General features: G+C 30.8%; 14 protein-coding genes. 9 read left to right on the top strand and 5 right to left on the bottom strand.

From position 1 onward, the window contains the following. Nucleotides 1-37: 37 nt before the first annotated feature. Nucleotides 38-385: a hypothetical protein gene (locus tag ACH5TX_RS05530; protein ID WP_439338535.1), complete on the top strand. Its 348-nt coding sequence runs from the start codon at nucleotides 38-40 to the stop codon at nucleotides 383-385. A 70-nt stretch (nucleotides 386-455) separates the two neighbouring features. Continuing rightward, nucleotides 456-1,163 (top strand): hypothetical protein, encoded by a 708-nt coding sequence (locus ACH5TX_RS05525; RefSeq protein WP_439338534.1) that lies wholly within the window; start codon nucleotides 456-458, stop codon nucleotides 1,161-1,163. Here the strand turns inward: ACH5TX_RS05525 and ACH5TX_RS05520 are convergent, their stop codons facing one another. Next, a complete protein-coding gene (locus ACH5TX_RS05520; protein ID WP_439338533.1) occupies nucleotides 1,164-1,631 on the bottom strand; it encodes a CBS domain-containing protein in 468 nt (155 codons plus the stop codon). It abuts the gene before it with no gap. Nucleotides 1,632-1,933: 302 nt separating this feature from the next. Between ACH5TX_RS05520 and ACH5TX_RS05515 the strand changes: the two genes are divergently transcribed. Further along, nucleotides 1,934-2,647, top strand: coding sequence for a tetratricopeptide repeat protein (locus ACH5TX_RS05515; protein ID WP_439338532.1), 714 nt, complete (start codon nucleotides 1,934-1,936; stop codon nucleotides 2,645-2,647). A 68-nt stretch (nucleotides 2,648-2,715) separates the two neighbouring features. Here ACH5TX_RS05515 and ACH5TX_RS05510 read toward each other — a convergent pair whose 3' ends face one another. Continuing rightward, nucleotides 2,716-3,234, bottom strand: a complete 519-nt coding sequence (locus ACH5TX_RS05510) for a hypothetical protein (protein WP_439338531.1) — start codon at nucleotides 3,232-3,234, stop codon at nucleotides 2,716-2,718. A 206-nt stretch (nucleotides 3,235-3,440) separates the two neighbouring features. Between ACH5TX_RS05510 and ACH5TX_RS05505 the strand changes: the two genes are divergently transcribed. From ACH5TX_RS05505 to ACH5TX_RS05495, 3 genes are all read left to right on the top strand, one after another. Then, a complete protein-coding gene (locus ACH5TX_RS05505; protein WP_439338530.1) occupies nucleotides 3,441-4,028 on the top strand; it encodes a HupE/UreJ family protein in 588 nt (195 codons plus the stop codon). A 233-nt stretch (nucleotides 4,029-4,261) separates the two neighbouring features. Beyond that, nucleotides 4,262-4,693 (top strand): deoxycytidylate deaminase, encoded by a 432-nt coding sequence (locus tag ACH5TX_RS05500; protein ID WP_439338529.1) that lies wholly within the window; start codon nucleotides 4,262-4,264, stop codon nucleotides 4,691-4,693. After that, complete coding sequence (locus tag ACH5TX_RS05495) at nucleotides 4,693-6,285, top strand: S41 family peptidase (protein ID WP_439338528.1); 1,593 nt, start codon at nucleotides 4,693-4,695, stop codon at nucleotides 6,283-6,285. The genes ACH5TX_RS05500 and ACH5TX_RS05495 overlap by 1 nt, the downstream gene beginning before the upstream one ends. Here ACH5TX_RS05495 and ACH5TX_RS05490 read toward each other — a convergent pair whose 3' ends face one another. Genes ACH5TX_RS05490 through ACH5TX_RS05480 form a run of 3 tightly spaced genes read right to left on the bottom strand, consistent with a single transcriptional unit; the run spans nucleotide 6,286 to nucleotide 7,706 of the window. After that, complete coding sequence (locus ACH5TX_RS05490; protein ID WP_439338527.1) at nucleotides 6,286-6,894, bottom strand: FAD-dependent oxidoreductase; 609 nt, start codon at nucleotides 6,892-6,894, stop codon at nucleotides 6,286-6,288. It abuts the gene before it with no gap. Continuing rightward, on the bottom strand, nucleotides 6,895-7,098 hold the full coding sequence (locus tag ACH5TX_RS05485) for a hypothetical protein (RefSeq protein ID WP_439338526.1): 204 nt from the start codon (nucleotides 7,096-7,098) through the stop codon (nucleotides 6,895-6,897). It abuts the gene before it with no gap. A 20-nt stretch (nucleotides 7,099-7,118) separates the two neighbouring features. Next, a complete protein-coding gene (locus ACH5TX_RS05480; RefSeq protein ID WP_439338525.1) occupies nucleotides 7,119-7,706 on the bottom strand; it encodes a MarC family protein in 588 nt (195 codons plus the stop codon). A 107-nt stretch (nucleotides 7,707-7,813) separates the two neighbouring features. Here ACH5TX_RS05480 and ACH5TX_RS05475 point away from each other — a divergent pair, with 107 nt between their 5' ends. The 3 genes from ACH5TX_RS05475 to ACH5TX_RS05465 all read left to right on the top strand — a co-directional run bounded on the left by ACH5TX_RS05475 (nucleotide 7,814) and on the right by ACH5TX_RS05465 (nucleotide 12,401). Continuing rightward, on the top strand, nucleotides 7,814-8,383 hold the full coding sequence (locus ACH5TX_RS05475) for a DUF3109 family protein (protein WP_439338524.1): 570 nt from the start codon (nucleotides 7,814-7,816) through the stop codon (nucleotides 8,381-8,383). A 292-nt stretch (nucleotides 8,384-8,675) separates the two neighbouring features. Beyond that, on the top strand, nucleotides 8,676-9,656 hold the full coding sequence (locus tag ACH5TX_RS05470) for a ribonucleotide-diphosphate reductase subunit beta (RefSeq protein ID WP_439338523.1): 981 nt from the start codon (nucleotides 8,676-8,678) through the stop codon (nucleotides 9,654-9,656). Nucleotides 9,657-9,917: 261 nt separating this feature from the next. Further along, entirely contained in the window at nucleotides 9,918-12,401 is a 2,484-nt protein-coding gene (locus ACH5TX_RS05465) for a ribonucleoside-diphosphate reductase subunit alpha (protein ID WP_439338522.1), read from the top strand. Nucleotide 12,402: the final 1 nt, after the last annotated feature.

Below are 12,402 nucleotides of genomic sequence, written 5' to 3'. Positions count from 1 at the left end.
TAAAGTTTAAATATTTAGCAATTGTAATATTAAGTAAATGCAAAAAAAATGTTTAGAGTGTGGGGATACTATTATTGGCAGGATTGATAAGAAATTCTGTAGTGATGGATGTAGAAATGCTTATAATAATAAGGTTAATAAAGACAGTAAAAATTTAATTAGGAACACTAATAATAGACTTCGTAAAAATTATAGAATATTAGAAACGCTTAATCCTAATCAAAAAACAAAAACATCTCGAGCAAAATTAATTGAAGCAGGTTTCGATTTTAATTACTTTACAAGTATTTATACCACGAAAGCAGGAACTATATATTATTTTGTTTACGATCAAGGCTATTTACCATTAGAAAACGAATTTTACGCTTTGGTAAAACGAGAATAAATTTGTTATTGGTAAAATAAGTAACATTTTAAAAGTAAGATGTACTTATAGTTAAAGAGGTTAATAGAATATGCAAAAAAATCCAGAGTACTTATTTCCCGTTTTAATAGTTGTTGCTATTGCTACGGTTGTTTTTTTGATAGTTTATTTTAGTAGAAAACATATTATTTTAAGACAATTATCGAAATTTAAGCCTAAACGAATTTCTCAATTTAGAACAAACGAGTTAACAAAAATATCGGGTAAGGTATTGCAGGTTGAAGCTCCTTTTGTTGCGCCATATAGCAAGCGTAAATGTGTTGCCTATATTTTTGAAGTAAAGCAAAAAATAAGTACAGGTAAAAGTTCGCATTGGAAAACGCTGGTTAAAAAAGAAGATATACAAGATTTTTTTATAAAAAAAGATGGTGAGTTGGTAATGATAAAACCATCTCTAGAACTTAGTAATTATAATAGTTATATAGTTGAAGATAAAAGTATTTCTTCTGGCACTTTTAATAATCCTACACCTAAGTTTCAAGAAGTATTAGATGATTATGGAATTGAAAGTGAGAACTGGTTAGGTTTAAATAAAACCTTGAAATATTCTGAAAGAATTATAGAAATAGGTGAAACTATAACAGTAGGTGGTATTGCCAAATGGAAAGTGTTAAGCGAATCTATTGAAGGGTATAATTACAGTAAAATTGCAGCATTAGAAAGTAGTGATGCACAAAAACTTATAATTACAGATTTGCCTGAAGCTATTAAAGTAACAAAAAGAGAGCGTAGGCTTTGATTATTTCCAAGTTTGTCCTTTAAGCTTCATAGCAGCTTTAAGTACATCTTTCTGACTTATTTGACCAACTAATTTACCATTTTCTACAATAGGGAAACGGCGTCTTTTAGCGTTTAAAAACTTGTTGGCAGCATCAAAAATATTCATATTCCCATCAATAGTTTCAACATTTAAAGCCATATGTTTTTCTATGGTTTTATCTTGCATAGGCATATTGTAATAACGACTTTCACTTATTTGTTTAATACAATCTCCTTCAGATATAATGCCAATTAATTCATTTTTTTCATTTACAACAGGGCCTCCAGAAATTCTGTTTTTAATTAATGCCTGCATCACACTTTCAATTGTTTGATTAGGAGTAAATGTAATTAAATTTCTAGTCATATAATCACTAACCTTTAAAGGCGTGTTGTCTATTGTATTTGTTTGTTGCCTTCTAGCGCCTTGAAAACTCTTTATCCCCATAATAAATTAATTTAGTAATCTTAAATATAGGGGTTTAATTTTAATATTCCTAAATATTTTAACAATTATTATGAAGAATATTCGATTTTTGATTCTTTTTATTGAGTTAATAGCGTTGTGTGAACTATAATAATAAAAACAATTAGCATTCTTTTAAGAGTTTAAATGTTAATTTTTTATAGTTTTAGCGTATTAAACAAGAAATAAAATAATGAAGTATAGTTATATAAAAAAACTAATCACAATAAGAGATTATTATATGGCTGTTACATTTGACTATTTATAACAATTAAAACTAACAAATGAAAAAATTACTAGCGTTGCTATTATTGGTGGGAAGTATGCATTTAGATGCACAAGAAAACACAAATTTACTTAAACATTATGAAGCTTATTATAAGCAAATGAAAGCTCAGGGAGATGTTCAAGGCATTATAAACGCGATGACACATTTAAATGTATTATCAACATCTGAAGCACGAAAAGATACTTTGGCTTATATTTATATGTCTGAGGGGAAATATTCGCAAGCATTAAATACCATTGGTGTAGAAAGAAAAGTAGATGATTCTGAAATTGCTGTTGAGGTTAAAGCAATTTCATTAAAAGCTTTAAAGCAACCAAAAATGGCTATTGGCCATTTTGAAGAAATGTTTAAACGTAACCCAGACGCTAAAGTTGCATATGAATTAGCAGAACTTAATTTACAAATACAAAATATTCCTGGAGCAGAAAAACATATTAATTATGGTTTAGCAAATGCTAAAGATGATATGAAAAAGGCGTTTTATGAAACACAAACACCTTATGAAGTTTCTTTAAAAGCAGCTTTTATGTATTTAAATGCTTTATCTACTTTTAATAAGGATAGAAAAGGAAATATTGATGCTGCTGTAGATATTTTAGATGCGGCATTAAAATCGGCACCTAATTTTAATTTAATACAAATAACAAAATCTGAATTATTAAGACAAAAACAAGCTCTACAAGCTCAGGCTGCGCAACCTAAAAATTAATAACATGTTATTAATAAAAAAGGGACGTTTCTAATTTAGAAATGTCCCTTTTTTATTGAAAATAATTTTTAAGGTTTTTCAATATTCTGATTATCATTTTCTATTTTTTTATTCATTTGAAAATTAAGGTTAGAAAAAGATTCTAAAAACTCTTTTATACTTTCCAGAAGTTCTTTTTTACTAGTAGATAATAATGTTGATACATCTTCTAGTTTGTAAAGCTTTGTTTCTAAAACTGTTATTCTCGCTATAATAGGATCGGTATTCACTATGCTAGGAATAGTTTGCTTAGCATTTTTCATAAGCTCCTTTATTGGGTCTTCCTCATTATCAAAATAACTTAAATCGCCTTTTTTAACATTGGTTACAATAATTTGTAATTCTTTATATTCATTCCAATCTTCAATCGCTTTTTCGGTTTTTTCATCTAGAGTAAATTCAATATAATTTAGTTTAGAAATATCTTTTTCTGATATACCGCTAATTGTAGTATTGTCTTTGTTATCCTCTAAATTAGTTTCCTCTTTTTGCTTACAAGAGAAAAAAATTACAAATAAACTAAGGGCTGTTAAAAATTTAATATTCATGTGCTTTATTTGTTACCTCTTTTTAAAAAGATTTAGTTCTAGGTGCGTTACAAAGATATAGTAATAGTTGATTAAATAAACGCTTATCAAATTGAAAATATTATTAGTATTGATGATTGTATTTGTTGCTTTAAATGATAAATATAATTTGGTTTTAAATGCATCTAATTAATTGTATATTTGAATCTCCCTAAACTTAAATTATTATGCTTGAAAATTTCTGGTTTAATGTTGAGTATGGTATTAACCATGTGCTTGATGTTAATGCTTACGATCATGTTTTGTTTCTTACCGTTTTAACTGTACCGTACATGTTTAAAGATTGGAAACGTGTTTTTTTATTGGCTTCTATGTTTACATTGGGGCATACCTTATCATTAGTTTTAGCTGCCTATAATGTAGTAAGAATAAATGCTGGAATTATAGAATTTTTAATTCCTGTAACTATTTTAATGGTGGCGCTTTTTAACGTGTTTACAGCAGGTAAAGGCGCTCAAAAAGAAAAAGTAGGCATTTTGTTTTTGTCTACCTTATTTTTTGGATTAGTACACGGATTAGGTTTTGCTCGTGAGTTTAAAATGTTATTAGGCGATTCTGATAATAAGATTGAATTGTTAATTGAATTTGCTTTAGGAATAGAGATTTCGCAAATTATTATTGTGTTTGTGGTCTTGTTTTTAGGCTACTTAACACAAACGATATTTAGATTTTCTAGACGCGATTGGGTTATGGTAATTTCTGCTATTGTAGTAGGTTTTGCAATTCCTATGATACAGAATAGATTTCCTTTTTAAATAGACCTGTCAATAGAGAATGATTAAACTTTCGTAAAACTTTAACGAACATGTATTGTAATTAAAATACGAACCAAGTATCTTCGTTATATTGTTTTGCGTTAAGGATTGCAGTGAAAATCCTTTTGTTTTTTTGCAAAAGATTGTAACGAAAAGCCTGACCCGAATTTGTTAGAAGGTGTCTTCTTAATCTAAAATTTTAAAATGAGGGTAACGCCATAATTAAAAAAATAATGTCAAAAAATAAACAACTTAAATACGATAAAGCTTATTTGAGAATTGCACAAGAGTGGGGTAAATTGTCGTATTGTAACCGTAGGCAAGTAGGAGCGCTTATTGTAAAGGATAGGATGATTATTTCTGATGGGTATAACGGTACGCCGTCGGGGTTTGAGAATTTTTGTGAAGATGATGAAGGCTACACCAAATGGTATGTGTTACATGCCGAGGCAAATGCTATTTTAAAGGTTGCATCGTCTACCCAATCATGTAAAGGTGCTACGCTTTATATTACTATGTCGCCTTGTAAAGAGTGTAGTAAATTAATCCATCAAGCAGGTATTGTAAAGGTGGTTTATAAAGAAGGTTATAAAGATGATTCTGGATTGAAATTCTTGGAAAAAGCAGGAATAGTACTGAAACAAATTGAAAATATAGAAGCCTAATGTCTTATCAAAAAAAATACTTGCCCTTAATTTTAGGCGTTGCAATTGCGGCGGGTATTTTTATTGGTGGAAAGTTAAATTTTACCGATTCTCCAGAGCGTTTGTTTTCTAAAAACAGCAAAAAAGATAAGCTTAATAGACTTATTGATTATATTGATTACGATTATGTTGATGATATAAATACCGATAGTATTGTTGATATTACAGTAAACGGTATTTTAGAAAATTTAGATCCACATTCGGTATATATTCCTAAAGAAGATATGCAACGTGTTACCGATAATATGAAAGGTGATTTTGTGGGTATTGGTATAGAGTTTTATACGTATAAAGATTCTATTGCTGTTATAAGAACTACTGAAGGTGGCCCTAGTGAAAAGGCTGGTATTAAAAGCGGAGATAGGATTGTTGTGGCAAATGGCGATTCGTTATTTGGTAAAAGATTAAGTGATGGAGAACTTATAAAAAAACTTAAAGGAACGATTCATTCAAATGTAGATTTAAAAGTTTTTAGAAGAGGAGAACCTGATTTGTTAGTGTTTAAGCTTAAACGAGATAAGATTCCTTTAAAAAGTGTAGATGCCGTTTATATGCTAACCGATAAATTGGGTTATATAAAAATAAATCGTTTTGCCGAAAGCACTTATAAAGAATTTAAAAAAGGCTTAGATGAATTACAGGATTTAGGCGCTACCGAAATTGCTTTAGATTTACGAGATAATCCTGGTGGTTTCTTAGATATTGCAGTGCAGATAGTTGATGAATTTTTAGAAGATGATAAGCTTATTCTGTTTACCAAAAATAAACGTGGCAATATTGAAAAAAGTTTTGCAACCGATGAAGGTGATTTTGAAGATGGAAAGATTTATGTGCTTATAGATGAAAATTCAGCATCGGCAAGCGAGATTGTTGCAGGTGCATTACAAGATAACGATAAAGGTACTATTGTTGGGCGTCGTTCTTATGGAAAAGGACTCGTGCAACACGAAATGGAATTAGGTGATGGTAGTGCGGTGCGTTTAACTGTAGCACGTTATTATACACCAACGGGACGTTCTATACAGCGATCTTATAAAAATGGGAATAAAGATTATTATGACGAACATTTTGAAAGAATTCAAAGTGGCGAGTTGTTAGATTCTGAAAACATACATGTGGTCGATTCTTTAAAATATACCACACCTGGCGGAAAGGTTGTTTACGGTGGTGGCGGTATTATTCCAGATGTATTTGTGCCAATAGATAATACCATGCATAATGAGACACTTACTTTTTTGCAACGTCGTGGTTTTATTGGGTATTTTATTTTTGAAGAATTAGAGAAAAGCAGAAATATTTATCAAGATGTTACCAAACAAGATTTTATAGACTCTTTTGAGGTAGATGACGATATGGTATTTGCGTTTCAAGATTATATAAATGTAAGAGCAACTTCTAAAATCACATTTGTAGCCTACCACGAAGAGGTAAAACAATACTTAAAAGCAACGTTGGCAGATCAATTATATGGGACTGATGCTTATGAAGAAATTATAAATCAGCGCGATATTATGATTGATGAGGTTGTTAGGTTAAGTAAGGGAGAAGAGTAATTATTCTATAATCTTATCATGCACTTTAGCGTGTTTTCCATCATTCCAAAGTGTTAAAATATCTGTCGCTACATGTGCGCCACTACCAGAACAAATAGCAAATTGACTACGCCAACCAGCTAAAGAGCCTGCGACATATAAGTTTTCTTGAATTAAATGGTCTGTGTTTTTTAGCCAAATACGATCTTTTTCAATGGCAGCTCTTGGATGTGGTTCTATATAACTTTCAAGACCTTTAATAGTCATTAAATTAGTATAACCAACGGCTATAACCACAATTTTAGATGTGTAGGTGTTTTTATTGGTTGTAACTATAAATCCGTTATCAGATTTAGATACGTCGCAAACTTTCTCTTTGTCTATTTGTTCAACATGAGGATATAAAGAGGTAAGTTGTTTTTTTCCATTTTCTAAAATAGAAGCACCTGTTGTTCCGGGTTCTAAGCCTAAAACATTATTAAACAAAGCGGTTTGTAAATGCGATGTTTTTTGATGTGTAATAATACCAATGCGTTTATTTTTAGCAAAGGTTTTGTTTTTAGCAGAACCTAAAACCAATGCACAAGACATACCAGCGGCGCCACCACCAATTATTAAAGCATCAAACATTTATTTGTGTTCTTTTACTTTTTGTTCAATACGTTTTGAAGTTCTTAAAATTGCCATCATTAATATAACGCAAAGAGATGCTACAATAGTAATTAATGCAATGGTACTTTCGCCTTCAAGTGGAGCGTTAAAATCTACTTTAGTAAAGTTAAAAATCATAAGTCCTAAAGCAATAACACTTATTATAATAGTTAATATTTTCATGAGTTTGTGTTTGTTATTTTTTATGCAAAGTCAAAGAGCGCTTTAATATTGTGGGCAAATAATTTAACAGCAATCGCTAGTAAGATAACACCAAATATTTTGCGAATAATATTAATTCCATTGGAACCCAAAATACGTTCAATTTTCGCTGATGTTTTCAGAACAATAAATATAATAAGAACATTCATTAAAACTGCTATAATAATATTTTCTATTCTAAATTCAGCTCTTAAAGATAATAAAGTGGTTAAACTTCCTGGTCCCGCAATAAGAGGGAAAGCCAATGGGAATACTGTAACAGACATGATGTCTTGCTCTTCTTGTTTGTAAAGGGTGATGCCTAAAATCATTTCTAAAGCAATAAAAAATAAAATAAAAGCACCCGCCACGGCAAAAGAGTTTACATCAATACCAATAAGGTCTAAGATGCTATTTCCTAAAAACAAAAACAGTATTAAAATAATACCAGCAATTATAGATGCTTTTTCGCTTTGTATATGTCCTGCTTTTTTTCGTAAATCAATAACAATAGGTATGTTGCCAATAATATCTATTACGGCAAATAATACCATAAAAGCAGTGAATATTTCTTTAAAATTAAATTGCATGTACTTACTTTTTCAAATTTGCTGCAAAAGTATATTATTATAATATATATCTATATTAATTAAAGGTAAAGTTTAGCTACTTTTGCGTGATACAATATAATAAAATTATGTTTCAAATAGGAAAGACCATTGTTTCAGAAGATATTATAGAAAAAGATTTTCTATGTAATCTATCTGCTTGTAAAGGAGCTTGTTGTATCGATGGTGATGCAGGTGCGCCGTTAGAAGAAAGCGAAGCTAAAATATTGGATGATATTTATCCTAAGGTAAAACCTTTTTTGCGTCAGGAGGGAATTGATGCTATTGAGTCTCAAGGAACTTACACGACTTCTGAAGATGGTGAATTAGAAACAACACTTATTAATGGGGCTGATTGTGCATATGTTATTTTTGATGATAAAAAAGTAGCGCTTTGTGCTATTGAAGAAGCTTATAATCAAGGTGAAGTATCTTGGAAAAAACCAGTGTCCTGTCATTTATATCCTATTAGAGTTCAAGATTACACTGAGTTTTCTGCAGTAAATTATCATAAATGGCAAATTTGTGATGATGCCTGCGAGCTTGGTGAAGAATTAGGTGTACCAATTTATAAATTTGTAAAAGAAGCTTTAATTAGAAAATTTGGAGAAGATTGGTATGCTGAATTAGAAAAAGTAGCAAGCTCTAAAAAAAGTTAATCAAATTTATTTTTGAAATTTAAAATAATCTTCAATTTTTTGTACACTTTCAAAAATTAAGAACCCTTGTTTTATAGTACTTAAGCGATTTTTGTTAAAACTAAACAATTGTATATCAGTTAGTTAATAAATCGTGTCTTTTTTTGAAATTATCAAAAGCTGTTCACTTTTGTTAAAAACTTGTTGACAATGTTTATAACTATGCCTTTCATTTATGGCTACATTTTTCAATCTTTGTTAACCCGAAATCAAAGCAAATTTTCGTCTAATTTCATTAAAAAAGTAAAAATAAATGTCTCAGGCTATAGAACCCATTCTTCAAGAAAACAAAGATCGTTTTGTTATTTTTCCAATTCAACATCATGATATTTGGGAATGGTATAAAAAACAAGAGGCTAGTATTTGGACTGCTGAAGAAATTGATTTACATCAAGATCTTAATGACTGGAACAATAAATTAAATGACGATGAACGTTATTTTATTAAACACGTTTTAGCATTTTTTGCAGCCAGTGATGGTATTGTAAACGAAAATTTAGCTGAAAATTTTGTGTCTGAAGTACAGTATTCAGAGGCTAAATTCTTTTATGGGTTTCAAATTATGATGGAAAACATTCATTCTGAAGTGTATTCATTATTAATTGATACTTATGTGAAAGACGATAAAGAAAAAGATGCTTTATTTAATGCAATTGAAGTGTTTCCTGCTATTAAAGAAAAAGCAGAATGGGCACTTAAATGGATAGATTCTCCAAGTTTCGCTGAGCGTTTAATTGCTTTTGCTGCTGTAGAAGGTATTTTCTTTTCAGGAAGTTTCTGTTCAATATTTTGGCTTAAAAAACGTGGTTTATTACCTGGTTTAACCTTTTCTAATGAGCTTATTTCTAGAGATGAAGGCTTGCATTGCGACTTTGCTGTGCATTTACATGAAAACCACATTGTAAATAAAGTACCAAAAGATAGAATTACACAAATATTAACAGACGCCTTAGATATTGAGCGTTCATTTATTACCGAATCGCTTCCAGCGAGTTTAATTGGAATGAATGCTAAATTAATGACAGAATATTTAGAGTTTGTAACTGATAGATTACTAACTGAATTTGGATGCGAGAAAGTTTATAACTCTGCTAATCCTTTCGACTTTATGGACATGATTTCATTACAAGGAAAAACAAATTTCTTTGAAAAACGTGTTGGAGATTACCAAAAAGCTGGTGTCCTTAATAAAGAAGATGATAAGGATAAATTCAGTTTTGACGCCGATTTTTAATTTAAGAATATCTCATCAAAGTTTCCTTTGATGTTCCTATTAAAATTGTTATTTCCATGAAAATGGGGTTTAATTAAAATAGGAAGCAATTCTTTAATTGAAAACAATATTTCCGTAAAGGAAAACTAAACTAAGTACCATTTTATTAAAATTAACTAAAGTAACTGAATTTTAGCTTATTACCATAAAAGCTGAAATGTAGAATAAATAACTAACCATTTTTCTGAAGGTGTATCAGAAAAAACTAAAACCGTGTAGACAATGTATGTAGTAAAAAGAGATGGCAGAAAAGAACAAATCATGTTCGACAAAATTACAGCAAGAGTACGTAAGTTATGTTACGGATTAAACGAATTAGTAGATCCGTTAAAAGTAGCAATGCGTGTTATAGAAGGACTTTACGATGGTGTTACCACCAGCGAACTAGATAATCTTGCCGCAGAAATTGCTGCTACCATGACTACTGCACATCCAGATTACGCACGTTTAGCGGCGCGTATTTCTGTATCAAACTTACACAAAAACACAAAGAAAACATTTAGCGATGTTATGGAAGATTTACATAAATATGTAAATCCTAGAACAGGTAAAGATGCGCCACTTTTAGCTGATGATGTTTATGAAGTTATTATGGCTAATAAAGATCGTCTTGATTCTACTATTATATACAATCGCGATTTTGGGTATGATTATTTTGGTTTTAAAACACTAGAACGTTCATATCTTTTAAAATTAAACGGAAAAATAGCTGAGCGCCCACAACATATGCTTATGCGTGTTTCAATAGGTATTCATTTAAACGATTTAGATGCTGCTATTGAGACATACGAACTTATGTCTAAAAAATACTTTACACACGCTACACCAACATTATTCAATTCAGGTACACCAAAACCACAAATGTCTTCATGTTTTCTTTTAACAATGAAAGACGATAGTATTGAGGGTATTTACGATACATTAAAACAAACGGCAAAAATTTCACAATCTGCAGGAGGCATAGGGTTAGCTATTCATAATGTACGTGCTACAGGAAGTTATATTGCTGGTACTAATGGTACAAGTAATGGTATTGTACCAATGTTACAAGTGTTTAATGATACAGCACGTTATGTAGATCAAGGAGGCGGAAAACGTAAAGGAAGTTTTGCTATTTATATTGAAACTTGGCATGCCGATATTTTTGAGTTCTTAGATTTAAAGAAAAATCATGGAAAAGAAGAAATGCGTGCGCGTGATTTATTTTATGCGATGTGGATTTCAGATTTATTCATGAAACGTGTAGAAGAAGATGGTCCTTGGACGTTAATGTGTCCTAACGAATGTCCAGGAATGGATGAAGCGCATAGTGAAGCTTTTGAAGCGTTATATTTAAAATATGAAGCCGAAGGTAAAGGGCGTAAAACTATTAAAGCACGCGAACTTTGGGAGAAAATATTAGAATCTCAAATTGAGACAGGTACACCATATATGTTGTATAAAGATGCGGCTAACCGTAAATCTAATCAACAAAATTTAGGAACCATTCGTTCTTCAAATTTATGTACTGAAATTTTAGAGTATACATCGCCAGATGAGGTAGCTGTATGTAATTTAGCATCTATAGCGTTACCAATGTTTGTTAAAAATGGTGCGTTCGATCATAAAGAACTGTTCCGTATTACAAAACGTGTTACTAAAAATTTAAATAGAGTTATTGATAGAAATTACTACCCAGTAATAGAAGCAGAAAACTCTAATATGCGTCATAGACCAATTGGTCTTGGGGTTCAAGGATTGGCAGATACATTTATAAAACTACGTATGCCTTTTACTAGTGATGAGGCTAAAAAATTAAACCAAGATATTTTTGAAACACTTTATTATGCTGCTGTAACAGCAAGTATGGAGGAAGCAAAAGTAGATGGTCCTTATCAAACATATGAAGGATCTCCTATAAGTAAAGGTGATTTTCAACATAACCTTTGGGGATTAAATGATGCCGATTTAAGTGGTAACTGGGATTGGGAAAAACTACGTAAGCAAGTGCTTAAAAACGGTGTACGTAACTCATTATTAGTAGCGCCAATGCCAACAGCATCAACATCTCAAATACTTGGTAATAATGAGTGTTTTGAACCATATACATCTAATATATATACACGTCGTGTATTGTCAGGAGAGTTTATTGTAGTTAATAAGCACTTACTTGAAGATTTAGTAGACTTAGGTTTATGGAATGAAGCTTTAAAGCAAGATATTATGAGAGCTAATGGTTCGGTACAAGGAATCGATATCATTCCTCAAGATATAAAAGACCTTTATAAAACAGTATGGGAGCTAAGTATGAAAGATATTATAGATATGTCTCGTCAACGAGGATACTTTATAGATCAATCACAATCTCTTAACTTATTTTTAGAAGGAGCAACTATGGCTAAGTTAACTTCAATGCATTTCTATGCATGGAAAAGCGGCTTAAAAACAGGTATGTATTACTTACGTACTAAAAGTGCTGTTGATGCTATTAAGTTTACTTTAAATACAACTAAAAAAGAAGAGCCTGTTGCTGAAGTAGTAGAAGTAAATGAAGTTGTTACTCAACAAGAAGATGCAAAGAAAAAGAAATTAGCAGCTCAAAATGCTGCTAAATTTGCAAAGCAAAATGAAGCGGAAGTAGAACCTATGACGGCCGAAGAAATGAAAGCACTTATAGCGCAAGCTAAAGAAGCAGAAGGCGATGATTGCCTAATGTGTGGGTCATAGT

The organism is Thalassobellus citreus, assembly GCF_044385915.1.
GTDB lineage: Bacteria > Bacteroidota > Bacteroidia > Flavobacteriales > Flavobacteriaceae > Thalassobellus > Thalassobellus citreus.
The sequence above is the reverse complement of the archived record's forward strand: the minus strand, read 5'-3'. Positions and strand labels throughout refer to the sequence as shown.